Source organism: Mycobacterium sp. BK086, assembly GCA_004362315.1.
Taxonomy (GTDB): domain Bacteria; phylum Actinomycetota; class Actinomycetes; order Mycobacteriales; family Mycobacteriaceae; genus Mycobacterium.
The window spans coordinates 63,729-87,934 of record SNWL01000004.1; the positions used below are offsets into that span (position 1 = coordinate 63,729).

Annotated in this window: 28 protein-coding genes and 1 riboswitch; of the genes, 14 read left to right on the forward strand and 14 right to left on the reverse strand. The window is 68.1% G+C overall.

Going from position 1 to position 24,206, the window contains the following annotated elements; all coding sequences use genetic code 11:
- Window positions 1-58 precede the first annotated feature (58 nt).
- Together serC and sepH are read left to right on the forward strand one after the other, a co-directional pair.
- Entirely contained in the window at window positions 59-1,168 is a 1,110-nt protein-coding gene (gene serC, locus EV580_RS10905) for a phosphoserine transaminase (protein ID WP_133691205.1), read from the forward strand.
- 71 nt (window positions 1,169-1,239) lie between these two features.
- Window positions 1,240-2,043, forward strand: a complete 804-nt coding sequence (gene sepH, locus EV580_RS10910; protein ID WP_133691206.1) for a septation protein SepH — start codon at window positions 1,240-1,242, stop codon at window positions 2,041-2,043.
- Between the two features lie 4 nt (window positions 2,044-2,047).
- Here the strand turns inward: sepH and EV580_RS10915 are convergent, their stop codons facing one another.
- Genes EV580_RS10915 through EV580_RS10925 form a run of 3 tightly spaced genes read right to left on the reverse strand, consistent with a single transcriptional unit; the run spans window position 2,048 to window position 3,581 of the window.
- On the reverse strand, window positions 2,048-2,320 hold the full coding sequence (locus tag EV580_RS10915) for a DUF2537 domain-containing protein (protein ID WP_133691207.1): 273 nt from the start codon (window positions 2,318-2,320) through the stop codon (window positions 2,048-2,050).
- Window positions 2,317-3,153 carry a TrmH family RNA methyltransferase gene (locus EV580_RS10920; RefSeq protein ID WP_133691208.1) on the reverse strand — a complete coding sequence of 279 codons (837 nt, stop codon included), beginning with the start codon at window positions 3,151-3,153 and terminating at the stop codon, window positions 2,317-2,319. The genes EV580_RS10915 and EV580_RS10920 overlap by 4 nt, the downstream gene beginning before the upstream one ends.
- The gene (locus EV580_RS10925; protein ID WP_133691209.1) at window positions 3,150-3,581 is read right to left on the reverse strand and encodes an Rv0880 family HTH-type transcriptional regulator; all 432 of its coding nucleotides are present in this window, start codon (window positions 3,579-3,581) and stop codon (window positions 3,150-3,152) included. The genes EV580_RS10920 and EV580_RS10925 overlap by 4 nt, the downstream gene beginning before the upstream one ends.
- A gap of 101 nt (window positions 3,582-3,682) precedes the next feature.
- Here EV580_RS10925 and EV580_RS10930 point away from each other — a divergent pair, with 101 nt between their 5' ends.
- Together EV580_RS10930 and EV580_RS10935 are read left to right on the forward strand one after the other, a co-directional pair.
- A complete protein-coding gene (locus EV580_RS10930) occupies window positions 3,683-3,964 on the forward strand; it encodes a DUF2530 domain-containing protein (protein ID WP_133691210.1) in 282 nt (93 codons plus the stop codon).
- Window positions 3,964-4,416 (forward strand): SRPBCC family protein, encoded by a 453-nt coding sequence (locus EV580_RS10935; RefSeq protein WP_133691211.1) that lies wholly within the window; start codon window positions 3,964-3,966, stop codon window positions 4,414-4,416. The genes EV580_RS10930 and EV580_RS10935 overlap by 1 nt, the downstream gene beginning before the upstream one ends.
- Here the strand turns inward: EV580_RS10935 and EV580_RS10940 are convergent.
- Window positions 4,413-5,342 (reverse strand): DUF3027 domain-containing protein, encoded by a 930-nt coding sequence (locus EV580_RS10940; RefSeq protein WP_133691212.1) that lies wholly within the window; start codon window positions 5,340-5,342, stop codon window positions 4,413-4,415. The two genes, EV580_RS10935 and EV580_RS10940, sit on opposite strands and share 4 nt — an antisense overlap.
- A 69-nt stretch (window positions 5,343-5,411) precedes the next feature.
- Here EV580_RS10940 and EV580_RS10945 point away from each other — a divergent pair, with 69 nt between their 5' ends.
- Both EV580_RS10945 and EV580_RS10950 read left to right on the forward strand, forming a co-directional pair.
- Window positions 5,412-7,121 carry an MFS transporter gene (locus tag EV580_RS10945; RefSeq protein WP_502703929.1) on the forward strand — a complete coding sequence of 570 codons (1,710 nt, stop codon included), beginning with the start codon at window positions 5,412-5,414 and terminating at the stop codon, window positions 7,119-7,121.
- The gene (locus EV580_RS10950; RefSeq protein WP_133691213.1) at window positions 7,118-7,609 is read left to right on the forward strand and encodes a DUF2771 domain-containing protein; all 492 of its coding nucleotides are present in this window, start codon (window positions 7,118-7,120) and stop codon (window positions 7,607-7,609) included. Before EV580_RS10945 ends, EV580_RS10950 begins: the two co-directional genes overlap by 4 nt.
- Here EV580_RS10950 and EV580_RS10955 read toward each other — a convergent pair.
- Window positions 7,606-8,469 (reverse strand): alpha/beta fold hydrolase, encoded by an 864-nt coding sequence (locus EV580_RS10955; RefSeq protein ID WP_133691214.1) that lies wholly within the window; start codon window positions 8,467-8,469, stop codon window positions 7,606-7,608. The two genes, EV580_RS10950 and EV580_RS10955, sit on opposite strands and share 4 nt — an antisense overlap.
- 69 nt (window positions 8,470-8,538) lie before the next feature.
- Here EV580_RS10955 and EV580_RS10960 point away from each other — a divergent pair, with 69 nt between their 5' ends.
- The gene (locus EV580_RS10960) at window positions 8,539-9,159 is read left to right on the forward strand and encodes a winged helix-turn-helix transcriptional regulator (protein ID WP_133691215.1); all 621 of its coding nucleotides are present in this window, start codon (window positions 8,539-8,541) and stop codon (window positions 9,157-9,159) included.
- Here EV580_RS10960 and EV580_RS10965 read toward each other — a convergent pair.
- Both EV580_RS10965 and EV580_RS10970 read right to left on the reverse strand, forming a co-directional pair.
- Complete coding sequence (locus tag EV580_RS10965) at window positions 9,156-10,154, reverse strand: glutathione S-transferase family protein (protein ID WP_133691216.1); 999 nt, start codon at window positions 10,152-10,154, stop codon at window positions 9,156-9,158. The genes EV580_RS10960 and EV580_RS10965 overlap by 4 nt on opposite strands.
- Before the next feature lie 24 nt (window positions 10,155-10,178).
- A complete protein-coding gene (locus tag EV580_RS10970; RefSeq protein WP_108052128.1) occupies window positions 10,179-10,589 on the reverse strand; it encodes a cold-shock protein in 411 nt (136 codons plus the stop codon).
- Window positions 10,590-10,736: 147 nt separating this feature from the next.
- Between EV580_RS10970 and EV580_RS10975 the strand changes: the two genes are divergently transcribed.
- The 4 genes from EV580_RS10975 to EV580_RS10990 all read left to right on the forward strand — a co-directional run bounded on the left by EV580_RS10975 (window position 10,737) and on the right by EV580_RS10990 (window position 14,134).
- Window positions 10,737-11,129, forward strand: coding sequence for a YccF domain-containing protein (locus tag EV580_RS10975; RefSeq protein WP_133691217.1), 393 nt, complete (start codon window positions 10,737-10,739; stop codon window positions 11,127-11,129).
- Window positions 11,126-12,190, forward strand: coding sequence for a GTP 3',8-cyclase MoaA (gene moaA, locus EV580_RS10980; RefSeq protein ID WP_133691218.1), 1,065 nt, complete (start codon window positions 11,126-11,128; stop codon window positions 12,188-12,190). The genes EV580_RS10975 and moaA overlap by 4 nt, the downstream gene beginning before the upstream one ends.
- A gap of 1 nt (window position 12,191) precedes the next feature.
- Window positions 12,192-12,440: a MoaD/ThiS family protein gene (locus EV580_RS10985; RefSeq protein ID WP_133691219.1), complete on the forward strand. Its 249-nt coding sequence runs from the start codon at window positions 12,192-12,194 to the stop codon at window positions 12,438-12,440.
- 246 nt (window positions 12,441-12,686) lie between these two features.
- A riboswitch (cyclic di-AMP (ydaO/yuaA leader) is annotated at window positions 12,687-12,874 on the forward strand.
- Between the two features lie 9 nt (window positions 12,875-12,883).
- The gene (locus EV580_RS10990; protein ID WP_133691220.1) at window positions 12,884-14,134 is read left to right on the forward strand and encodes a transglycosylase family protein; all 1,251 of its coding nucleotides are present in this window, start codon (window positions 12,884-12,886) and stop codon (window positions 14,132-14,134) included.
- A gap of 5 nt (window positions 14,135-14,139) precedes the next feature.
- On the opposite strand, the gene EV580_RS10995 is transcribed toward EV580_RS10990, so the two are convergent.
- From EV580_RS10995 to EV580_RS11010, 4 genes are read right to left on the reverse strand one after another with little or no spacing between them, the layout of a single operon-like run.
- Window positions 14,140-14,565 carry a molybdenum cofactor biosynthesis protein MoaE gene (locus EV580_RS10995; RefSeq protein ID WP_133691221.1) on the reverse strand — a complete coding sequence of 142 codons (426 nt, stop codon included), beginning with the start codon at window positions 14,563-14,565 and terminating at the stop codon, window positions 14,140-14,142.
- Window positions 14,562-15,041 carry a MogA/MoaB family molybdenum cofactor biosynthesis protein gene (locus EV580_RS11000; protein WP_166654666.1) on the reverse strand — a complete coding sequence of 160 codons (480 nt, stop codon included), beginning with the start codon at window positions 15,039-15,041 and terminating at the stop codon, window positions 14,562-14,564. The genes EV580_RS10995 and EV580_RS11000 overlap by 4 nt, the downstream gene beginning before the upstream one ends.
- Window positions 15,038-15,469, reverse strand: a complete 432-nt coding sequence (gene moaC / locus EV580_RS11005; protein WP_183518001.1) for a cyclic pyranopterin monophosphate synthase MoaC — start codon at window positions 15,467-15,469, stop codon at window positions 15,038-15,040. Before moaC ends, EV580_RS11000 begins: the two co-directional genes overlap by 4 nt.
- Window positions 15,470-15,529: 60 nt before the next feature.
- Window positions 15,530-15,712: a hypothetical protein gene (locus tag EV580_RS11010; RefSeq protein WP_208114601.1), complete on the reverse strand. Its 183-nt coding sequence runs from the start codon at window positions 15,710-15,712 to the stop codon at window positions 15,530-15,532.
- A gap of 65 nt (window positions 15,713-15,777) precedes the next feature.
- Between EV580_RS11010 and EV580_RS11015 the strand changes: the two genes are divergently transcribed.
- From EV580_RS11015 to EV580_RS11025, 3 genes are all read left to right on the forward strand, one after another.
- Window positions 15,778-18,030, forward strand: coding sequence for a helicase-associated domain-containing protein (locus EV580_RS11015; RefSeq protein WP_133691224.1), 2,253 nt, complete (start codon window positions 15,778-15,780; stop codon window positions 18,028-18,030).
- Between the two features lie 9 nt (window positions 18,031-18,039).
- The gene (locus EV580_RS11020) at window positions 18,040-19,692 is read left to right on the forward strand and encodes a DNA repair helicase XPB (protein WP_133691225.1); all 1,653 of its coding nucleotides are present in this window, start codon (window positions 18,040-18,042) and stop codon (window positions 19,690-19,692) included.
- A 140-nt stretch (window positions 19,693-19,832) separates the two neighbouring features.
- On the forward strand, window positions 19,833-21,554 hold the full coding sequence (locus EV580_RS11025) for a PE-PPE domain-containing protein (RefSeq protein WP_133691226.1): 1,722 nt from the start codon (window positions 19,833-19,835) through the stop codon (window positions 21,552-21,554).
- Here EV580_RS11025 and EV580_RS11030 read toward each other — a convergent pair.
- The 3 genes from EV580_RS11030 to EV580_RS11040 all read right to left on the reverse strand — a co-directional run bounded on the left by EV580_RS11030 (window position 21,551) and on the right by EV580_RS11040 (window position 24,196).
- Entirely contained in the window at window positions 21,551-22,696 is a 1,146-nt protein-coding gene (locus tag EV580_RS11030) for a thiolase family protein (RefSeq protein ID WP_133691227.1), read from the reverse strand. The two genes, EV580_RS11025 and EV580_RS11030, sit on opposite strands and share 4 nt — an antisense overlap.
- A gap of 2 nt (window positions 22,697-22,698) precedes the next feature.
- Complete coding sequence (locus tag EV580_RS11035; protein ID WP_133691228.1) at window positions 22,699-23,118, reverse strand: Zn-ribbon domain-containing OB-fold protein; 420 nt, start codon at window positions 23,116-23,118, stop codon at window positions 22,699-22,701.
- A gap of 88 nt (window positions 23,119-23,206) precedes the next feature.
- The gene (locus tag EV580_RS11040; protein WP_133691229.1) at window positions 23,207-24,196 is read right to left on the reverse strand and encodes an LLM class F420-dependent oxidoreductase; all 990 of its coding nucleotides are present in this window, start codon (window positions 24,194-24,196) and stop codon (window positions 23,207-23,209) included.
- Window positions 24,197-24,206 lie beyond the last annotated feature (10 nt).

Below are 24,206 nucleotides of genomic sequence, written 5' to 3' on the forward strand. Positions count from 1 at the left end.
GGGTTTGCTGAACGCCTCGGTGCGAAAAGCGATCGCTGGGGCTCCTAGGCTTATGGGCATGGCTGACGAGTTGACCATCCCCGCCGATCTCAAGCCCGCCGACGGCCGCTTCGGCTGCGGCCCGTCGAAGGTGCGCCCCGAACAGCTGCAAGCCCTGCAGGCGTCGGCGGCGTTGTTCGGCACCTCGCACCGCCAGGCGCCGGTGAAGAACCTGGTCGGGCGGGTCCGCGATGGCCTGCGTGAGTTCTTCTCCCTGCCCGACGGCTACGAGGTCATTCTGGGCAACGGCGGCGCGACCGCGTTCTGGGATGCCGCCGCATTCGGCCTGATCGAGAAGCGCTCGCTGCACCTCACCTACGGGGAGTTCTCCTCGAAGTTCGCCTCGGCCGCCACGGCCAACCCGTTCATCGACGACCCGATCGTCATCAAGGCCGATGCGGGCAGCGCCCCCGAACCGCAGTCCGATCCCTCGGTCGACGTCGTCGCGTGGGCGCACAACGAGACCTCGACCGGCGTCGCGGTGCCGGTCACCCGGCCTGAGGGTGACGCCCTGGTCCTCATCGACGCCACCTCCGGCGCGGGCGGTCTGCCCGTCGACGTCAACGACGTCGACGCCTACTACTTCGCGCCGCAGAAGAACTTCGCCAGCGACGGCGGGCTGTGGCTGGCCGTCGTCTCCCCCGCCGCGCTGGCCCGGATCGAGTCGATCGCGGCCGCCGGCCGCTGGGTGCCCGACTTCCTGTCGCTGCCGATCGCGGTGGACAACAGCCTGAAGAACCAGACCTACAACACCCCGGCGATCGGCACGCTGGTGCTGATGGCCGAGCAGGTCGACTGGCTCAACGGCAACGGCGGGCTGGACTGGGCGGTCAAGCGCACCGCCGACTCCTCGCAACGGCTGTACTCCTGGGCCGAGGCGTCGTCGTACGCCACCCCGTTCGTCACCGATCCCGCACTGCGTTCGCAGGTGGTGGGGACGATCGATTTCGACGATGCGGTGGATGCCGCGGCGGTGGCCAAGGTGCTGCGCGCCAACGGCATCGTCGACACCGAGCCCTACCGCAAGCTGGGCCGAAACCAGCTGCGCATCGCGATGTTCCCGGCGATCGAGCCTGATGACGTCTCGGCATTGACGCAGTGTGTGGACTGGGTTGTCGAACGCCTCTGAGGTCTCCCGGCGTGTCCTAACCGTTATATTCCGTCGCCTGGGTTAAATTCCGGACGAACAAGGAGGTCGACATGCGAGAACTCAGGGTGATCGGACTCGATGTCGACGGCAGGCACATCATCTGTGAAGGTCCCGACCCGGCCGACAAGTTCACCCTGCAGGTCGACGACCGACTGCGCGCCGCCGTACGCGGCGACCGGTCGCTGGGCCAGACCCTGAGGGACAAAGAGGTCAAAGGCGTGTTGCGGCCCAGGGATATTCAAGCGCGCATCCGTGCGGGTGCATCCGTCGAGCAGGTTGCCAGTTCGTCCGGTATGGACATCAGCAAGGTCGAGCGGTTCGCCCACCCGGTGCTGCTGGAGCGCGCCCGGGCTGCGGAGCTGGCGTCGGCCGCCCATCCGGTGCTCGCCGACGGGCCTTCCGTGACGACGTTGCAGGAAACCATCACCAACGCCCTCGTCGCGAGGGGTCTGAGCCCCGAAGCTACGGAATGGGACGCCTGGCGCGGCGACGACGGCCGCTGGGTCGTGCAGATGGCATGGCAGGCCGGCTTGTCCGATAACGTCGCACATTTCCGCTTCAGCCCCGGCGCGCACGGCGGCACGGTCTCTGCGCTCGACGACGCCGCCAGCGAGCTGATCGACCCGAAGTTCGAACGGCCGGTCCTGCGGCCGGTCGCCGCGGTCGCGCAGCTCGAACTCGAGGAGCCGGTCGCGCCGGTTCCGGCCCCGGCGCCGGTCGAGGAAACGCCGGCCCCCGCGCCTGCGGCTCCCAGCCCGGCTCCGGCACCCCGCGCGCGACGCGCCAAGGCCAAGCCCGCGGTGCCCGGCTGGGAAGACGTGCTGCTGGGCGTGCGCTCCAGCGGCGAGCGCTAAGCGTTTACTGCGCGGCGACCAACGCCAGCAGCGTCACCCAACCGCCGGCGACGCCGATGCCGGCGCCCAGGACGAACCACCGCCGTACCGGAATGCGCCGCCAGCCCCACAGCGTGGGTGCCAGTCCGCCAACCGCGATGAGGTTGAGCACGATCGCCACCAGCGGATGCACCCGGATCATGCCCAGGCTCAGCACCACGATCGCGGCGCCGGTGATCGCCGCGACGAATGCCGCCACGGTCAGGCCGGTCCCCCACGGCGTCGTCTCCTCATTCACTGGGTAAACCTAACCCGCTCGTAGAACGCCAGCGCCGCGGCGGTCGCGACATTCAGCGAATCGGTCCCCCGCGACATCGGGATGCGAACCCGGACATCGCTGGCCCGCATCGCGGTCTCGGTCAGCCCCGGGCCCTCAGCCCCGACCAGCACCGCAACCCGCTCACCGGTCAGGCCGGCCATCGCATCGGCCAGGGTCTGCGCCGCCGGATCGGGGGTCATGGCCAGCAGCCGGAATCCGCGCCGGCGCAGCTCGTCGAGGTCGGCGGGCCACTGCTGCGCACGGGCGAACGGCACCAGCAGCGCGTGGCCCATCGACACCCGGACTGCGCGCCGGTACAGCGGATCGGCACAGCCGGTGCCGAAGATGACCGCGTCGACACCGAGGCCGGCCGCGTTCCGGAAGATCGATCCGAGGTTCTCGTGGTCGTTGACGCCTTCGAGGACGGCGACGGTGCGGGCGCCGTCAAGTACGTCGGCGGGCGTCAGTTCGGGGGCACGCCGCGCTGCGGCGAGCACACCGCGGTTGAGGTGGAAGCCGACCACGTCGGCCATCACCTCCGGCGAGGCGCGATAGAACGGGGCTCGCACTCCCGCGAGGTCGTCACGCAGTTCGTCCAGACGACGGTCGGTGCCGAGGAAGGCGTGCGGGGTGAACCGCGAGGCGATCATGCGTTGGGCCACCAGCACGCCTTCGGCGATCACCAGCCCCTTGCCACTGGGCAGGTCAGGTCGGCGGTCGACACTGTTGAGGTCGCGGAAGTCGTCGACGCGGGGATCACCGGGATCGGTGATGTCGATTACGTCGAACGCCCCGAAAGCCTTGTCGCTCACGCGTCTTCGTCGACGAGCACGGTCATCAGATCTGCCGCCCGCAGCAGGGTGCCACGATCCTCGCTGTCCAGTGTCGCCAGCCGGCCGCGCAACCATTCCTGACTGGCCTGGCGCTCACTGTCGACGAGCCCGGCCCCGGCCGGCGACACCGCCACCAAGACCTGACGCCCGTCGGCGGGATGCGAGGTGCGCACCACCAGACCGAGTTCGACCAGCGAGGCGATCACCCGGGTCATCGAGGGCGGCCGGACGCGTTCCTTGACGGCCAGTGCACCGGGCGTCATCGCCCCGTCTTTGGCCAGCGTGGCAAGGGCGGACAACTGCGAAAGCGTGACCGGTGATTCGGGCCTGCGGAAGCGCAGCTGACGGGCCAGCCGCATGACGGCCAGCGACAAATCACTGGCAAGCCGCAGGTCACCGTCGTTCACATCGCAAACAGTACGACACGACATCATCCGATCAATGATGAACCGGGCAAGTGTCGAGGTGCGGGGTGCCCCGGCTCCTGGATCGGTTAGGTTGGACCACAATGCCTTCCGATCAGCCTGAACCCGAGCCGCCGGCGCTGCCCGCGGCCCTGCTGGATCCGTGGCCGGTGATCGTCGCCGGAGCCGTCCTGTGGTTGCTGGTCACCATCGCGGCCTTCACGATCGGCGCGCTGGAGTCGTGGCGCCCGATCGCGATCGCGGGGCTGGGCACCGGCGTGGTCGGCACGTCGATATTCCTGTGGCAGCGCACCGCGGCCCGACGCGGTGCCCGGGGTGCGCAGACCGGCCTCGAGCGTTACCTCGACAACAACAAGGAGAAGTGATGGCAGCGCCGCTATTGCAAGCCGAGATCGACATCGACGCGCCGGTGAGCAGGGTGTGGTCCCTGATCTCGGATCTGGGCAACATGCCCAAGTGGAGCCCGCAGTGCCGGATGATGAGGCCGCTCGGTCAGGTCAAGCCGGGCACTCGCACCGTCAACCTGAATCGGCGCAACAACTTGTTCTGGCCGACGACATCGACGATCACCGAGCTGATCCCGGAGCGCAAGCTGGCGTTCCGCGTCAACGCCAACAACACCGTCTGGAGCTATGAGCTCGAGCCGACCGCCACCGGCACCCGCGTCATCGAGACCCGCCATGCCGAGAACGGCGTCAAGGCCGTGTCGACGATGACGGTCAACGCGGTGATGGGTGGGGTGCCGAACTTCGAGAAGGAACTCGTCGACGGCATGAACACCTCGCTGGCGCGCATCAAGGCGGCCGCGGAAAGCTAAGGCTGCTCTGCTGTTTCGGGATTCTCGACGGCCTCGACGGCGTCGGGAGCCTCGGCCGGTTCCGGAGCCTCGGCCGGTTCCGGAGCCTCGGCAGTCTCGGCCGGTTCCGGAGTCTCGACGACAGCCTCGACTTCGACAACCACCGGAGCCTCGACGACCTCGAGCACGCCGTCGTCGTAGGGGTCGTACATCGGCGACCCGCTGCCCGGAGGCGGTGGGGTGTCCGAGTGCGCACCGCAGCCGTACTGGAAATCGACGACGTGGGCGTCGGCCGACATCTCGTTGCAGCACACCCCGAACATCGCGCCGAGCCCACCGGCAAGCGGGACCATGAATCCGCAATCGCGGCACACCCGCTTGGTGCCGCGGGCCATCGGAGCGTCGGGACCGAAGTCGCCGTCATGCCAGCGCTGAGCGGCACCGTCGCGGCCCCATGCGGACAGCACCTGCCTGCGCCCGAACCCGACCTCGTAGGCGACGTCATCGATCGCGGGATCACCCGTCCCGGCGTAGCCGGGGGCCAGCCGCGGATCGTCCTTCACCGGCGCAAGCAGGTCACCGGGGCTCAGGTCACCCGGCTGGATGCGCTCTTCCCACGGCACCCAGGCCGGCGCCAGGAGTGCCGTCGGGCCGGGCACCAGGACGACTTCGCTGACCGTCGCGTGATCGGCGCCGGGGCAGACCGCCACGACCACCGCCCACTGCCAGCCCTGATAACCGGGCATGTTCGCCAGGAAGCGATGGGTTGCCGCGCTCTCGTCCTCGAAGCTAACGCCGAGGTAATCGCCCACCGTGTCGCCACTGAACTCGACGATCGCCTGCCGTGCCTGCTCCACCGCGCCGCTCAATACGGCGGCAGCTGCGTCCGACGGCACGCCGAGTGGGGCCGGCGCGCTGTGTTCTGCGGAGTCGATCGAGCTGTCCATCGTCACCAATCTTGCCTCACGCCCGGTATGCGCAGCCACACCGGTCACGTGCGCGCCCCGCATGCCGGTATGGGGGACAATCGTGGCGTGTCTGCAAGCCGGCGTGACGAACCCCGCGGGAATCCGGCTTTCGGGCCGGATCGGCGCTCGTCGACCGGTCCATCCGACGAACACCCCGGCATGGCCAACTACCCCAGCGACGGCGAGGGCCTCCACCGTCCGGGAGCCACCCGGCGGTCCAATCCGATTCCCAGTTCCAACCGCTACCTGCCGCCACTTGGCGATCAGAACCAGCGCACCGAGAACCTGTCGACCCCACCGCCGGGCTCGCGCGGTGCCGGCAACGGCGAACGGGTCACGGTCACCCGCGCGGCGGCCATGCGCAGCCGCGAGATGGGGTCGCGGATGTATTCGATGGTCCATCGGGCGGCCACCGCCGACGGCGCCGACAAGTCCGGACTGACCGCGCTCACCTGGCCGGTGGTCGCCAACTTCGCGGTGGACTCCGCGATGGCGGTCGCCCTGGCCAACACGTTGTTCTTCGCCGCCGCGACCGGGGAGAGCAAGGGCAAGGTCGCGCTCTACCTGCTCATCACGATCGCGCCGTTCGCGGTGATCGCCCCGCTCATCGGTCCGGCGCTGGACCGCGTGCAGCACGGCAGGCGGGCGGCGTTGGCGATGTCGTTCATCCTGCGCACCGCGCTGGGAATCGTGCTGATCATGAACTACGACGGCGCCAGCGGCAGCTACCCGTCGTGGGTGCTCTACCCCTGCGCACTCGGAATGATGGTGCTGTCCAAGTCATTCAGCGTGCTGCGCAGTGCGGTGACCCCACGCGTCATGCCACCGACGATCGATCTGGTCCGGGTGAACTCCCGGTTGACGATGTTCGGTCTGATCGGTGGAACGATCGTCGGCGGCGGTATCGCCGCCGGGGCGGAATACCTGCTCACCACGGTCTTCCAACTGCCCGGCGCACTGTTCGTCGTCGTCTTCGTCTCGGTCGCGGGCGCGTCGTGGTCGATGCGGATCCCGCGCTGGGTGGAGGTGACCGAGGGCGAGGTGCCGGCCACCCTGACCTATCACGGTGACACCGGTCCGCTGCGACGGTTCGACCACGAACCGCCCAACAAGAAGGGCGCCCGGCGACAGCCGTTGGGCCGCAACATCATCACCTCGCTGTGGGGCAACTGCACGATCAAGGCGATGGTCGGGTTCCTGTTCCTGTATCCGGCCTTCGTCGCCAAGTCCCATGAGGGCAACAGCTGGGAGCAGTTGGCCATGCTGGGCCTGATCGGCGCGGCGGCCGGGATCGGGAACTTCGCGGGAAACTTCACCGCCGCCCGGATGAAGCTGGGCCGCCCGGCGATGCTGGTCGCGCGCACCACGGTCGCGGTGACGGTGATGGCCTTGGCCGCCGCCGTCACCGGCAACCTGATCGTGGTGGCGGTGACCGCGCTGATCACATCCGGAGCGACGGCGATCGCCAAGGCGTCGCTGGACGCGTCGCTGCAGGACGACCTGCCCGAGGAGTCCCGGGCCTCGGCCTTCGGCCGGTCGGAGTCGGTGCTGCAGCTGGCGTGGGTGCTCGGCGGGGCACTCGGGGTGCTGGTGTCCACCAATCTGTGGGTAGGCTTCACCGCGATCTCCGCCCTGCTGATCATCGGCCTGGCGCAGACCATCGTCAGCTATCGCGGCGATTCACTGATCCCCGGCTTCGGCGGTAACCGTCCGGTGCTGGCTGAACCTGAAGGGGCCTCAACGGTGACCAACCAGTGACTCGGTTGGTCCGTTGGCTCCTGGTGGTGCTCGTCGTACTGGCGTCGATCGGCGCCGGGGTCGGCGCGTGGGCACTGACCCGCGACACCGGTTCGCAGCTGCCCGAGATCAGTGCCTACTCGCATGGACGAACGGTGCGGGTCGGCCCGTTCGTGTACTGCAACGTGGTGAACCTCAACGACTGCCAGAACCCGCAGACCCAAGGCGAACTCGCGGTCAACGAGCACAACCCGGTCCAGCTGTCCGTGCCGACCGCGATCAGCCGGGCGCCGTGGCGGCTGCTCCGGGTGTACGAGGATGAGCGCAATTCGACGACCACCATCTACCGGCCCGATACCGAACTGGCCGTGACGATTCCGACGGTCGATCCACAACGGGGCAAGCTCACCGGCGTGGTGGTGCAGCTACTCACCCTGGTGCAAGACCAGAACGGCGAGCTGCAGGACGCGCCGCACGCCGAGTGGTCGGTACGCCTGGTCTGGCCCTAGCGCCAGTCCCGGATCGCTGCGGCGAATTGTTCAGGCGCATCGGACTGGACAAAGTGACCCGCACCTTCGACGATCACGGTCTTGTGGTCGGTGAAGGTCTGTTCCCAGCGCCGTAACTCGTTGTCGCCGAAGGCGATATCGGCGTCACCCCAGATGATGAGCGCGGGCAGGTCCGCGATTCGGTCGAGCCCGGCCTCGACGTCGGCCAGAAAGGCTCGGCTCGCGGTGAGCTCACGCGGGAAGATGGCGGACGCGTTGCGCCGGCCGGGGGTGTCGAGCGCCTTCTGGTAATGCCTCATCTCGACGTCGCTGGGCTTGGCCAGCCGGTGCCCGGCCGGGACCATCAGGTTCACGAACAGGTTGAACTGTCGGATCAGCAGACGACCGAGGGGCCCGCCCATCACATGGGACATCACCTGGACGTGCGGCGCGCTGACCGGCCAGGCCCAGGTATTGGCCAGCACCAGCCGGTCGAACACGCCCGGGTGCTCTTCAACCAGTGCGAGCCCGATGGGACCTCCCCAGTCGTGGGCGACCAGCGTCACCCGGCTCAGCCCGAGAGCCTCGATGAAGGCGCCCATGACCTGGGTGTGCTCGGTCGGTAGATACCGATAACCAGGGGCGGCCGCCGACAGCCCGAAACCCGGGTAATCGACTGCGATACAACGAAATTCGTCACGCAGCGCCTCGATTACCCCGCGGTAGACGAACGACCACGTCGGATTGCCGTGCAGAAACAACAACACCGGCCCCGATCCTTCGTCCACGTAGTGCACGCTGTGGCCGTCGATCTCGACGAACCTGCTCTCGAATGGGAACAGCGTGCCGTCAACCCACGCCGGCCTTTCCGCAACCCTCATATCTACCCCTGTCCGACACTGTTTGGTTGATATAATCAAGCTAACTTTAAATTATCAAGTGGAGTGTCGATGAGTCGAGATTACGGGCAGTACTGCGGGCTGGCCCGGGCCCTGGATGTGGTGGGCGATCGCTGGAACCTGCTGATCGTGCGTCAGCTGTTGGTGGCACCGGCTCGCTACCGCGAGCTGCAGGACGGGCTGCCTGGCATCGCCACCAATCTGTTGACCGATCGGCTCCGCGATCTCGAAACCGCGGGCGTCCTGCAACGCCGGCTGTCAACCGAGGGCAATGCGACCACCTATGCCCTCACCGAGTGGGGCGCACAACTGCGCGAGCCCATCGAGGGGCTGATCCGCTGGTCCACGCCGCTGATGATCCGCGGCGCGCAGGGCGACGACTTCCGCGCCGAATGGCTGCTGCTGGCCCTGCCCGCAGTGCTCGCCGGCCACAAGCCGACCCGTTCGGCCACAGTGGGTATCGACATCGATGGCGACGTGATTCAGCTCAGAAGCAGCCGGTCCGGTGTCGTGGTGAGCCTGCCCGACGGGCGCGAGTTCGACGCCAGCCTGCGCACCGATGCCCAGATCGCTCTCGGACTCGCCACCGGCCTGCTGACACTCGACGACGTTGCCGCCCAGATCGACGTCGAGGGCGACCGGACCGCCGTACAAGCGGTGTTCGCGCGCTAGAACTGGTCCGGGACCCGTTCGCCCTCGCGCGTCGGCCCCGGCGGGGTGCCATCTCCGAAAGGCCTGCCGCCCAACGCTTCTCGTCCATGCGGTGTCAGCCAGCCGGAGAGGTCAGGTCCCTTCGGCACGATCTGAGTCGGATTGATGTCGGCGTGCACGATGTAGTAGTGCTGCTTGATCTGGACGAAGTCGGTGGTGTCGCCGAATCCAGGTGTCTGGAACAGGTCTCGGGCATAAGCCCACAGCACCGGCATCTCGGCCAGCTTGGACCGGTTGCACTTGAAGTGGCCGTGGTAGACGGGATCGAAACGGGCCAGCGTGGTGAACAGCCGGACGTCGGCCTCGGTGATCGTGTCGCCGACCAGGTAACGCTGATCGGCCAGCCGCTCCGAAAGCCAGTCCAGCGCAGTGAACAACCGGTCGTAGGCCGCCTCGTACGACTCTTGTGACCCCGCGAAGCCGCAGCGGTACACGCCGTTGTTGACCTCGGTGTAGATCCGCCTGGCGACTTCGTCGATCTCGTCACGCAGCGGCTCGGGATACAGCTGGGGCGCGCCGTCGCGGTGATAGGCAGTCCACTCGGTGGAGAAGTCCAGTGTGATCTGCGCGAAGTCGTTGGTCACGACCTGGCCGGTGGCCACCTCGACGATCGCCGGGACGGTGATGCCCTTGGGATAGTCGGGGATCCGGGCGAAGTAGGCGTCCTGAAGCCGCGGGATCTTGAGCACCGGGTCGACGCCGCCGGGGTCGAGATCGAACGTCCAGCTGCGCTCGTCGTGTGTCGGCCCGCAGAACCCGATGGACAACACGTCCTCCAGGCCGAGCAGGCGGCGCACGATGATCGTCCGATTCGCCCACGGACATGCCCGCGCGACGATCAGCCGGTAGCGACCGGGCTCGACGGGATACCCGTCGGCACCGTCAGCGGTGATTCGCGTGGTGATGTAGTTGGTATCGCGTTTGAACTCGCCGCCGCCGGCGACATAGGCACCCACGCGTCCAGTCTTGCGCGCCGGAAGCTAGGCGTCGAGCTCCCGGGCGACGGCCTTGACCACTTCCGAAACCCGCCGGGCCACCTTGCGATCCGGGTAGCGGCCCTTGCGCAGCTCGGGCTGCACCGCGCCCTCGAGCAGCGTGATCATGTCCTCGACCATGCCGTGCAGCTCGTCGGGGGTGTGTTTGCGCTCGACGGGGGTGGCCTCGCGCCGCGTCCGCGTCAGGCTCGGCGGCGGGTCGATCAGCTTGACGCTCAACGCCTGCGGGCCGCGCCGCCCCGAGGCAACACCGAATTCGACCTTCTGGCCGGCTTTGAGACCCTCGACCCCCTCGGGCAGTGCCGACGCACGGACATAGACGTCCTCGCCGTCCTCCTGGGACAGGAAGCCGAATCCCTTCTCGGCGTCGTACCACTTCACCTTGCCGGTCGGCACTGGTCTCACCTGCTTGTCTAACGGGTTCGTGACAACATGACGAAGCGTCCCGCCGGTGCAGGACGCGCGTCGGTGATCCTACTCGGGAACAGGTGTGCTCAGCACCCCTGTTTAGTTCTGTAGGCTGGGCAAACCGCTGGAGGGGACATGCGCCTGATCTTGAACGTCGTCTGGTTGCTGTTCGGCGGGCTCTGGCTTGCCCTCGGCTACCTGCTGGCCGCGCTCATCAGCTTCCTCTTGATCATCACGATTCCGTTCGGCTTCGCCGCGCTGCGGATCGCGAACTACGCCCTGTGGCCCTTCGGGCGGACCATCGTCGACAAGCCGGGTCCTCGCCCGGGCGCCCTCGTGGGCAATGTCATCTGGGTGCTGCTCTTCGGAATCTGGCTGGCGATCGGCCATGTCGTCAGCGCGGCCGCGATGGCCGTCACGATCATCGGTATCCCGCTGGCGCTGGCCAATCTCAAGCTCATTCCGGTCTCGCTGGTGCCACTCGGCAAAGAGATCGTCCCCGCCGGCCAGCCTCGGGTGGCGGCATGACGATGACCTCGCTCGGCCTGCCTGCGATCCGTCGCGACGCCGAAGTCCTTTCGGCCGACATGCCCCGCAGCGGCCCGATGGTCGACACCTTCGGCCGAGTCGCGACGGACCTGCGGGTCTCACTGACCGACCGGTGCAATCTGCGCTGTACCTATTGCATGCCAGCCGAGGGCCTGGACTGGCTGCCCGGTGACGAGCTGCTGAGCCGCGACGAGCTGGTCCGGCTGCTGACGCTGGCCGTCACCCGGCTCGGAATCGACAGCGTCCGCTTCACCGGCGGGGAGCCGCTGCTCTACCGGGGGCTCGAGGATGTTGTGGCCGCGGTGGCCGCGCTGCGCCCCCGCCCCGAGATCGCGCTGACCACCAACGGGGTGGGCCTGGCCCGGCGGGCCCAGGCTCTCGCCGACGCGGGACTGGATCGGGTGAACGTCTCACTGGACAGCCTCGACGCCGCGCACTTCGCCGCCATCACCCGCCGTGACCGGCTCACCGATGTTCTGGACGGCCTGTCCGCCGCGGCCGCCGCCGGCTTGGGACCGGTGAAGGTCAATGCCGTCCTGGACCCCGTCAGCGGGCTGTCGGATGCCGTCGAACTGCTGGAGTACTGCCTGCGCTACGGCTACCAACTGCGCATCATCGAGCAGATGCCGCTGGACGCCGGCCACCTGTGGAGCAGAGACGCCAGCCTGAGCGCCGACGAGATCTTCGCGGCACTGGCCGCGCGCTTCGATCTGACCACCGACCCGACGCCACGTGGATCGGCTCCAGCTCAGCTCTGGCAGGTCAACGGCGGGCCGGCCACGGTCGGCATCATCGCGTCGGTGTCGCATGCGTTCTGCTCGGCCTGCGACCGCACCCGCATGACCGCCGACGGCCAGATCAGGAACTGCCTGTTCGCCGCCGACGAAACCGACCTGCGGGCGCTGCTGCGGGGTGGCGCCGACGACGACGCGCTGGAATTGGCCTGGCGCTCCGCGATGTGGCGCAAGGCCGCCGGACACGGCATCAACGACCCGGGATTCGTTCAGCCGCAACGGCCGATGAGCGCCATCGGTGGCTGAGATGGAAGTAACTGTGCGTTTCTTCGCTGCGGCCCGCGCCGCGGCCGGCGCGGACTCCGATCTGCTCAGCGTGCGCCAGGGTGCGACAGTCGCCGATGTGGTGAGCGAACTATGTTGCCGCAGTGACGAATTGGCACGGGTGTTACAACGGTGTTCGTATCTGTGCGACGGGATCGCGGTCCGAAATCAGGGCGCCGAGCTGCTGAACGGCCAAACGCTCGACGTGCTTCCCCCTTTCGCTGGCGGATGATCGTGATTTACGTCACATCACGATCAGGTAACGAGATGGCCACCGCCAGTTTTACCGCCGGAATTACCTGGGCGAACGCCGAAATGTCATGGGGCTTTAAGCTTTTTTAAGGTTTGCCACTAGCAGAAACGCCCGAATTTGCAAAAGGTGACGGCACTCTCGCTTGCGGTTAGCGTCTCTGCCAGGTCAACCCCTCCCCCCGGGGAAAGACCCTCTTCGCTTCTAGCGCTTAGCTCCATCCAAGGAGCGAAGAGACCAACGAAAACCATGGATGGAGGCGGGGGACCCACCGGTCCACCGAGTTAGGACCAGGGATCGCTCGCGATTCCTTGGGGTGAAGCCGAGATCGTTTCCACCAGAGACGACGACGGCCGGGCGACCTCTCCAGCCCGAACCCGACAGCTGACCTCGCAGGCGCATTGACGAGAGGAATACATCGCCATATGAGTGGACGGCATCGCAAGCCCACTTCATCGTCTGTCAGTGTCGCCAAGATCGCGGTTACGGGTGCGGTCATCGGAGGCGGCAGCATCGCCTTCGCAGGCCAGGCTCAAGCGGCTCCCGATGCCGAATGGGATCAGGTAGCCCGCTGCGAGTCCGGCGGCAACTGGGCCATCAACACCGGCAACGGCTACCAGGGTGGTCTGCAGTTCTCCCCCGGCACGTGGGCCGCGCACGGTGGCGGCCAGTACGCCTCAGCCGCGAACCAGGCCACCAAAGACCAGCAGATCGCCATCGCCGAGCGCGTCCTGGCCAGCCAGGGCCGCGGTGCGTGGCCGGTGTGCGGTCGTGGCCTGTCGGGCGCGACGCCGCGCAACGTGGTGAGCGAGCCCGCTCCGGACGCACTGCCGGTCGAAGCCGCCGCGTTCGACGCGCCGGCACCCGACGCTCCGGCTCCGGACGCTCCCGCCGACCTGCCGCCCGCTCCGCAAGACTTGCCGCCCGCTCCGCAGGATCTGGCCCCGGCTCCGGTTGATCTCCCGCCGGCCCCGCAGGACCTCCCGCCGGCTCCCCAGGATCTGGCACCGGCCCCGCAGGATCTGCCCCCGGCCCCGGCCGATCTGGCCCCAGCCCCGGCCGATCTGCCGCCGGCCCCACAGCCCGACGTCGTCGCGGTCTCGCAGGAGATCGCCCCGCCGGCCGCCGAGCCCGTCGTCGACGCCGCTCTTCAGGTGCCCGCCCCCGACGCGCCCGCACTCCCCGACGAGCAGACCGTCACGGTGCAGGCGTCGTCGATCCACTTCCTGCCGCAGGCCCCGGGCGACCCGGCCGATCCGGCGGTTCCCCCGGTCCTGCCGCCGGCGCCCGCCCCGGCCGATCCCGCCGCGGCACCCGCTCCGGGCGCCGATGTGGTCGCCGCCGGCCCCGCCGCGCAGCTGCCCGACGGCATCCCGCACCTGACGAGCCCGGAAAACCTGCCGCCGGGAACCAGCGACCAGCCCGAAGGCCCGCAGGACGGCCCGAACGTCACGTACCTCAAGGAACTGTGGCATGCGGTCCAGACCCAGCAGGTCAGCCGTGGCGACGCGCTTCTGGCTCTGACCCAGCGTCCGCTGAACACCCCGGTGACCAACGACCCGAGCATGGGTACGCCGCCGGGACCGGGTGCCGATCCGAACGCGCCGCTGCCTGCTCCCGGTGCTCCGGCGCCGATCCTGGCACCGGACGCTCCCGCCCCGGCACCCGCGCAGTAGTCAGCTCAGGCCGAGTTCACCCATTCGTCGGTTCCGTCGGCGAAGAACTGGTGCTTCCACACCGGTAGCCGCGCTTTGACGGTATCGACGAGCAACTCGCACGCCTTGAACGCCGCCCCGCGGTGGTCGGCCGCCACGGCGGCCACCAGGGCGGCATCCCCGATGTGCAGTGTGCCGACCCGATGGCTGGCCGCGATCGCCCGCACGCCGGTGGATTGAGCCGCCACCTCAGCGAGCGCTTCAAAGAGCGTCTGTTCGGCCTGCGGGTGTGCGGAGTACTCCAGCCGCACCACGTCACGACCGCCGTCGTGGTTGCGCACCACCCCGGAGAACCCGACCACCGCACCGGCGGCGTCGCTGGCGACGAGCTCCTCGTGTTCGGTCAGCGAGATGGGGCCGTCGGTGAGCGCGGCCCGCAGGATGCGTGTCATGAGCGGTGATCTCCTCCGGACAGCTGGTCCAATGCGTGGTCGAGAACGTCGGCAAGCACCGAAAGGCCGTCACGTACCCCGCCGGTGGACCCAGGCAGGTTGACCACCAGCGTGCGCCCCGCGACGCCGCACACGCCACGGGAGAGCACCGACGTCGGCACCTTCGGCAGGCCCGACCGGCGGATGGCGTCGGCCAGCCCGGGGATCTGGTAGTCGAGGACGCCGAGCGTCTCCTCAGGGGTGGCGTCGGTCGGCGAGATCCCGGTCCCGCCGGAGGTGATCACGACATCGGACTCGGCGTCGATCGCCGAGCGCAGGGCGTCCCCGACCGCGGCGCCGTCGACCACCACGATCGGGTCACCGACGCTGAAGCCACGATCCGCGAGCCAGGCGACGATGATGGGGCCGGTCTTGTCTTCGTAGACACCCGTCGCGGCCCGAGTGGACGCGATCACGACCCGGGCGGATCGGCTCACGTCTGGCGCACCCAGAGGCCGGTCTTGCCGCCCTCCTTGCGCAGCACCCGGATGTTCTCGATGCGGGCGGCGGGGTCGACGGCCTTGATCATGTCGTAGACGGTCAGGGCCGCGACGCTGACGGCGGTCAGCGCCTCCATCTCGACACCGGTGCGATCGGTGGTGCGCACCGATGCCGTGACACCCACTTCGGCCTCGCCGATCGCGAAGTCGATGTCGACCCCGGTCAATGCGAGGTGATGACACAGCGGGATGAGGTCACTGGTGCGTTTGGCGGCCAGGATTCCGGCCACCCGGGCGGTGGCCAGAGCATCGCCCTTGGGCAGACCGCCGGACGCGATGAGGGTGACCACCTCGGCGGTGGTGTGAACGGTGCCTGCCGCCACCGCGGTGCGCGTGGTGGCGGCCTTCTCGGTGACATCGACCATGCGCGCCGCACCGTGCTCGTCAAGGTGCGAGAGGCGGGGCTGCGGTCCGCTGGTCACCGGTTACTTGTTGACGACGGTGACCGGGTGCAGGTACGGCAGCTCGGCGGCATCCAGCGGGAACGTGACGTCGCCGAACGGGGACAGCGCGCCGACCCGGTCGGCGGCCAGCTCGCTCACGGCGTGGTCGTCGGGATCGGTGGTCGGCCAGCCGTTGTCGACATACCTAGTCTTCTTCTCAGCCACGGCAACATTCTGACATTCCCACGGCCGGCTTGTGCACACAGGCGGCTGTTTTACGCTGGTCAACAATGAGTGAACCGTCCCTGCCGCTGGGCGCCTGGCTGGCCGATCTGCCCGACGAGCGGCTGATCCGCCTGTTGGAGCTGCGGCCGGATCTCGCCCAACCCGCGCCGGGCAGCATTGCGGCCCTGGCCGCCCGGGCGGTGGCCCGGCAGTCGGTCAAGGCCGCCACCGACGAGCTGGACTTCCTGCGGCTCGCGGTTCTGGACGGGCTGCTGGTGCTGCATGCCGACGTCACGGCGGTGCCGGCGGCCAAGCTGGTGTCCCTCATCGGTGAGCGCGCGGACGAGCAGTCGGTGCTGGTCGCGCTGGACGATCTGCGCGAGCGCGCCCTGGCGTGGGGCGACGACACCGGGGTGCGGGTGTCGGCCGAGGCCGCGTCCGGGCTGCCCTGGTATCCCGGGCAGGCCATCCTCGAGGACTCCTCTCGCACGGGGGCGGAGATCTCGGCGGCCATCGATGCGCTCGACGAGCCCCAGACCGAACTACTGGAGCGACTGCTGTCGGGCTCGCCGGTGGGCCGCACCCGCGATGCCGCGCCGGGAGCGCCGGCCGACCGGCCGGTGCCCAGGCTGCTGGCGGCCGGTCTGTTGCGCCAGCTGGACGCCGAGACGGTGATCCTGCCGCGTCAGGTCGGTCAGGTCCTGCGCGGTGAGGAACCCGGCCCGGTACATCTGCGCGCGCCCGACCCGGTGGCAAGCACCACCACCGTCGCCGACGTCGACGCCGCCGCGGCCGGCGCCCTGCTGGACCTGATCCGCGAGATCGAGCTGATTATCGAAACCCTCTCTGCCGCACCGGTTCCCGAGCTGCGCAGCGGAGGCCTCGGGGTGCGCGAGGCCAAGCGGCTGAGCAAGCTCACCGGGATCGACGAACAACGCCTCGGGCTGGTGCTCGAGATCAGTTCGGCGGCCGGCCTGATCGCCAGCGGCACACCCGATCCCGAGCCGCCGGACGGCTCGGGCCCGTATTGGACACCGACGGTTGCAGCCGACCGGTTCCTCGAGACGCCCACCGCGGCGCGCTGGCACCTGCTGGCCACCACCTGGCTGGAGCTACCATCACGCCCCGGCCTCATCGGCAGCCGCGGTCCGGACGGTAAACCCTATGCGGCACTGTCTGATTCGTTGTACTCCACGGCCGCGCCGCTGGACCGGCGACTGCTGTTGGACCTGCTGGCCGACCTGCCGCCCGGTTCGGGTGTGGATGCGCTGCACGCCTCACAGGCGTTGATCTGGCGACGGCCCCGGTGGGCGGCGCGGCTGCAGCCGGAGCCCGTCGCACATCTGCTCGACGAGGCGCACACCCTGGGCCTGGTCGGCCGCGGCGCCTTGAGTACACCGGCACGGGTGCTGCTGGCCGGCGACGAGGACGCCGGCGCCGACGCGATGGACAAGGTCCTGCCCGCGCCGATCGACCACTTCCTGGTCCAGGCCGACCTGACCGTGGTGGTTCCCGGGCCGCTGCAACGCGACCTTGCCGACGAGCTCGCGGCGGTGGCGTCAGTGGAATCCGCGGGTGCGGCGATGGTCTACCGGGTCAGCGAAGCGTCGATCCGGCACGCACTGGACACCGGCCGTACCGCGGGCGCGCTGCACGCGTTCTTCGATCGGCATTCGAAAACGTCTGTCCCCCAAGGTTTGACGTACTTGATCAACGATGTGGCCCGTCGGCACGGGCAGCTGCGCGTCGGCATGGCATCGTCGTTCCTGCGCTGCGAGGACCCGACGCTGCTCGCCAACGCGGTGGCGGCGCAGGCTCTCGAGCATCTCGAGGTGCGGTTGCTGGCACCGACGGTGGCGGTGTCCCAGGCACCGATCGGTGAGCTGCTCGCCGCGCTGCGGGCGGCGGGCTTCGCGCCGGCCGCCGAGGATTCCTCCGGAGCGATCGTCGATCTGCGTCAGCGCGGCGCGCGAGTGTCCACCCCACAACACCGGCGCCTGTTCCGCGCACTGCCCAAGCCCAGCCACGAGACACTGGCGTCGGTGGTCTCAGTGCTTCGCCGGATGGCCTCCACCACTCCGTTCGCCAACGTCCGCCTGGATCCCGCGGTGTCGATGGCGCTGCTGCAGCAGGCCGCCATGGAACAGAAGGACGTCGTCATCGGTTATGTCGATGCCGCGGGCGTGGCCACCCAGCGGGTGGTGCGCCCACTCACAGTGAGCGGCGGGCAGCTGCTGGCCTGGGATCCCACGCAGGGCCGCCCGCGCGAGTTCGCGGTACATCGCGTGACGTCGGTGATGTCGGCCGACGCTGGATAATGGAGCGTTATGAGTTCTGAAGGCCCCTTGATCGTGCAGTCCGACAAGACGGTGCTGCTGGAGGTCGACCACGAACTGGCCGGTGCGGCCAGGGCCGCGATCGCCCCGTTCGCGGAGCTGGAGCGCGCGCCCGAGCACATCCACACCTACCGCATCACTCCCCTGGCGTTGTGGAACGCCCGCGCCGCCGGCCACGACGCCGAGCAGGTGGTCGACGCGCTGGTCAGCTTCTCCCGCTATGCCGTGCCGCAGCCGCTACTCGTCGACATCGTCGACACGATGGCCCGCTACGGGCGCCTGCAGCTGGTCAAGCATCCGACGCAAGGTCTCACCCTGGTCAGCCTCGATCGGGCGGTCCTCGAAGAGGTCCTGCGCAACAAGAAGATCGCCCCGATGCTGGGCGCCCGCATCGACGACGACACCGTGGTGGTCCACCCCAGCGAGCGTGGCCGGGTCAAGCAGATGCTGCTCAAGATCGGCTGGCCGGCCGAGGACCTGGCGGGTTACGTCAACGGCGAGGCCCACCCGATCGACCTTCAGCAAGACGGCTGGGAGCTCCGCGACTACCAGCAGATGGCGGCCGACTCGTTCTGGGACGGCGGCTCAGGTGTTGTCGTGCTGCCCTGCGGGGCGGGCAAGACACTGGTCGGTGCGGCCGCGATGGCCAAGGCCGGGGCGACGACGCTGATCCTGGTCACCAACACGGTGGCGGGGCGGCAGTGGAAGCGCGAGCTGATCGCCCGGACATCGCTGACCGAAGAGGAGATCGGCGAGTATTCGGGCGAGCGCAAGGAGATTCGGCCGGTCACCATCGCGACCTATCAGGTGATCACCCGGCGTACCAAGGGCGAGTACCGGCATCTGGAGCTGTTCGACAGCCGCGACTGGGGCCTGATCATCTACGACGAGGTGCACCTGCTGCCCGCACCGGTGTTCCGGATGACGGCCGACCTGCAGTCGCGTCGCCGGCTCGGTCTCACCGCGACACTGATCCGCGAGGACGGCCGCGAGGGCGACGTCTTCAGCCTGATCGGCCCCAAGCGCTACGACGCGCCGTGGAAGGACATCGAAGCTCAGGGCTGGATCGCGCCTGCGGAGTGCATCGAGGTTCGCGTCACGATGACCGACAACGAGCGGATGCTGTACGCGGTCGCCGAACCCGAGGAGCGCTACAAGCTGTGCTCGACGGCGCATTCCAAGATCGCGGTGGTGAAATCGATTCTGGCCAAACACCCAGACGAGCCGACGCTGGTGATCGGCGCCTACCTCGACCAGCTCGACGAACTGGGCACCGAGCTCAATGCACCGGTGATCCAGGGCTCGACCAAGAACGCCGAGCGCGAGGAGCTGTTCGACGCGTTCCGGCGGGGCGAGATCAAGACGTTGGTCGTGTCCAAGGTGGCGAACTTCTCCATCGATCTTCCGGAAGCCTCAGTGGCCGTTCAGGTTTCGGGAACGTTTGGCTCACGGCAGGAAGAGGCGCAGCGGCTGGGCCGGCTGCTTCGCCCCAAACACGACGGCGGCGGCGCGGTGTTCTACTCCGTGGTCTCCCGCGACAGCCTGGACGCCGAGTACGCCGCACATCGGCAACGCTTCCTGGCCGAGCAGGGCTACGGCTACATCATCCAGGACGCCGACGACCTGCTCGGGCCTGCGATCTGACGTTGCCACCCCTGCCGGGCAGCAAAAGTTCACCTCGCGATTAGGTGAACGCCGGGCTCGGGAAACAAATGTGACAGCGAACTATTGACGGACCCGCTAGTCTTCGCCACAACACGTGGTCGGGTGACAAAGGGGCGTTCGTGAGGGCAGCAGGCTTCATCGGTCGGGTTGGCGGGTTGGCGGTTGCGCTGGGGGTCGGCGCGGCGGCATTCAGCGGAGCGGTGGCCTGGGCCGACAGCGCCGGCCCGGGCGACTCGTCGCATGCGACATCCGCCCGCTCGACGCCGAACGACGCCACGTCCACCACCGGCCCGAAGAAGTCGGCGCCCAAAGCGACGTCGGCGCGCACCCGTCCGACCACGACGGTGCGGGCGCAGTCCGTCACCTCCGTGGCCACCGCCAAGTCAGCCGCCGCGGACCCGTCAGCACCCGAGGCACCCCCTGCCGACGCATCGGTGGAGTTGGCGGCGCTGGCCTACAGCCGGCGCGACACGGGCCTCTCGGCGCGCCCGGCCGCCGGGGTATCGCTCGCCGCGGAGGGCTCCGTCCAGACGCTCGCCGCCCAGAACACCGCACTGATCATGGGGCCCAGCGGTGTTCCGATCCCGAAGCCGACGTACATCCAGAGCGTTTTCAATCTCTACATCAGCCCGAGCTACCCCGGCTCGATCCCGTTTCAGCTCGACACCCCCGAAGGGCTCTACCCGATCACCGGCGTCAAGAGCCTGCCGCTGAACGTCTCTGTGCAGCAAGGCATCGACATCCTCGCCGCGGCCATCGCCGAACAGGTCGCGGCGGGCAACACCGCCACCGTGTTCGGCTACTCGCAGAGCGCCATCATCTCGTCGCTGATCATGAGTCAGCTGCCCGCGGACACTCCGGTGAACTTCGTCCTGGTCGGCAACGAGATGAACCCCAACGGCGGAATGCTCTCGCGATTCCCCGGCCTGAACCTACCGAGCCTCGGGCTGCCCTTCTACGGTGCGACACCCGAAAATGCCTTCCCTACAACGAACTACACCCTCGAGTACGACGGATTCGCCGACTTCCCGCGCTACCCGCTCAATGTCCTGTCGGTGCTCAACGCCGGCATGGGCATCATCTTCGTCCACACCAAATACGCCCAACTCACCCAACAGCAGGTCGACACGGCCATCGCCTTGCCCACCACGGACCCGACGCAGAAGTACTACATCATCCCGACCGAGAACCTGCCGCTACTGGAGCCGCTGCGCCTGATCCCGGTGATCGGCAACCCGATCGCCGATCTTCTGCAGCCGGCACTGAAGGTCATCGTCAACCTGGGCTATGGCGACCCGCAGTACGGCTGGTCCAACGAGGGATTCGCCAACCAGCAGACGACGTTCGGTATTCTGCCGGATGTCAACTGGGGCAGCGTTGTTCAGCAGTTTCTCGCGGGCATCGAACAGGGTGTCCAGGATTTCGTGACCGACGTCAGCCCCGGCGGAATCATGTGGCAAGAGCTCGCCGCGCTGAAGCTCCCGACCCCGGGACCGGCGCCCGTCCTGCCCACCCCGACGGGGATCATCTCGACGCTGCAGACGCTGACCACCGACATCGCCTACAACATCTCCAATTCCACCGCGGCGCTGTATGCAGCCGTGCTGCCGACGGTGGACATCGTCAACGCGATCGTCACGATGCTGCCGGCCTACGGAATCAACCTGTTCCTCGGCGGGATTGCCCAAGCGCTGTCCGGCGACGTGATCAACGGACTGGTCAATGCGATCGGCTTGCCGATCGCAGCCGCCGCCGGGCTGGTCACCACGGCCGGCCTGATCGAGGTGCTCGTCCTGATTCAGGCCGCCCAGGGATTCCTGGGCCAGGAGACCAACGTCTAGAGCGAAAGGATTGTCGCCGAGGCGGTTCCGGGCGCACCGTAAACCTGGGCCAGCCCGATGCGCGGGTTACCCGGCACCTGACGCTCCCCTGCCTCACCGCGCAGCTGACGCACCAGCTCGTGCATCTGCCGCAGGCCCGACGCGCCGATCGGCTCGCCGTTGGCGATCAGTCCGCCGTCGGTGTTGATCGGCAACGAGCCGTGGATTTCGGTGGCACCATCGGCCAGCAGTTTCTCCTGCTCGCCGTCGGCGCACAGACCGGTTTCGGCCATGTGGATGATCTCGGCGCCGGCGTCAGTGTCCTGCAGCTGCGCGATGTCGACGTCCTCGGGCCCGATCCCGGCCGCCTCGTAGGCAGCCTTGGCGGCGTAGACGGTCGGCGACACATCCTCATCCAGCGGTGCCGACGTGCCGTGCACCTCGTAGGCGCCAAACGTCCGGGTGCGAATCTCGCTGGCCCGCACGTACACCGGCTTGTCGGTGAACCGATGGGCGATCTCGGCGCGGCACATGATGACCGCCGCGGCACCCTCGTCGGGGGCGCAGAACATGTACTGCCGCAGCGGGTAGTTCAGCACCGGCGAGGCCATGATCTCCTCGACGGAGATCTCCTTGCGGCGGAACGCATTCGGGTTCAGCACGCCGTTGCGGAAGTTCTTGTTGGCCACCCGCGCCAGCGTCTCCTCGGAGATGCCGTGATCGTGGATGTACCGGTTGGCCTTGATACCGAAGAACTTGGTGGTGACGAACTGACCGTTCTGCGCATACCACTGCGGCAGAGCCAGTTTCGCCGGGTCGTCGGTGAACGCCCCGCGCGGGTGCTTGTCCAGGCCGACCGCGATACCGATGTCGTACTTGCCGAGCCGAATGGTGTCGGCGGTCTGCTGGATCGCGCTGGCGGCGGTGGCACAGGCGTTGAAGACGTTGGTGAACGTGATGCCGGTGAGGCCGACCAGTCGGGTCACCGCGTCAGGGTTCGACACCTCGTAGCTGCCACCGAAACCGAACTGGATGTCTTTCCACTCCGCGCCGGAGTCCTTGAGCGCCAGCGCGATTGCCTCGGCACCCATCTCCATGGCGGTCTTCTCGAACCGGCCGAACGGGTGCAGGCCGACACCGATTATCGCGACGTCGTTACTCATGCTCAGGCCCCCACAGGTGCGAAGGCGAAGGTGACGACCTCGTTGCCCTCGGCGTCAGTGGCGAACGGGATCATCGTGAGCTCGACGTCCATGCCCCACTTCAGCTTTTCCGGGTCGTTCTCGGTGAGCCGGCCCTCGACGCGCACCACGTCGTCCAGCTGCACCAGGCCGACACCGAACGGGACGAAGTCCTTACCCGTGGGGCCGATGTAGGGCGCTCCCGGCGGGAAGCCCTGGGTGGTCCAGGCCACCAGGGTGCCGCGCCGAGGCAGCTTGACCTCGCTCATACCGGCCGCACTGCAATGCGGGCAGCGGTCCTGACTGGGAAAGACCACGGCCGAACAGCTCGCGCATTCGCTGCCGATCAGCTGCGGGTTCTCCTCCGGCCAAGTGGAGATTTCGGGCGCCAGGGCCTTTTGCATAGCGGCATCCTTCCAAGTCGGTGACCGGATCGTACAACACCCTTGGCAAGAGATGGAAACCGCATTCTCATCTGAATGCACGCCCTTTTCACGTGAGCGCGGGCAGCACCTCACGCTCGAACAGCTCGATACCGGATCGGTCGTAGGCAGCCTCCGGGAAGTACAGAATCGCGTACTCGCAGCCCAGGTCGCGCAGCGCTGTCAGGCTCGCGACCACCTGCTCGGGCGTACCCGCGGCAGAGCCCGGCCCGGTGGCGTTCGCCATCATCGCGTCAGCCGCAGCGTCCCCGCAGTGGCCGGCCAGCCGGTCGCGCACCCGCTTGACCCGCTGCGCGACGTCGTCGGCCGAGGTGCCGATGATCGCGTTGACATTGGCCGAGCGGACGATCGAATCGAAGTCGGTGCCCACCGTCCGACAGTGCTCGGCGAGCACCTTCGACTTGTGCTCGAAGCCCTCGGGCTCAGAGGTGAAGTTGGTGTACTGCGCATACTTCGCCGCGATCTTGAGCGTCACCTTCTCGCCGCCGCCCGCGATCCACAGCGGAATTCCTTTCTCCTGCAACGGCTTGGGCGCCACGATTGCGCCGTCGACCTGATACTCCTTGCCGGCGAAACTCACCTTGCCGTCCCGCCACGCGTCGCGCATGATCTGCACGCCCTCGTCGAGCCGGGCCAGCCGCACACCCGCGGAGGGGAACCCGTAGCCGTAGGCACGCCACTCGTGCTCGTACCAGCCGCCGCCGATACCCATCTGCACGCGGCCGCCGGAGATGATGTCGGTGGTCGCCGCGACCTTGGCGAGGTAGACGGGATTGCGGTAACTCATCGCGGTGCACATCTGGCCGAGCTTGATCCGCGAGGTGCTCGCGGCATAGGCGGCCATCAGGGTCCACGCCTCGTGGGTGGCTTCGTCGGTGGGCATCGGCACGGTGTGGAAATGGTCGTAGACCCACAGCGAGTCCCACGGGCCCGCGTCGGCGTGATCGGCGAGATCACGCATTACCTGCCAGTGGTTTTCAGTGGGGATGCCGACCAGATCCAATCGCCAACCCTGGGGAATGAAGAGTCCGAATCGCATAGCGCCGACT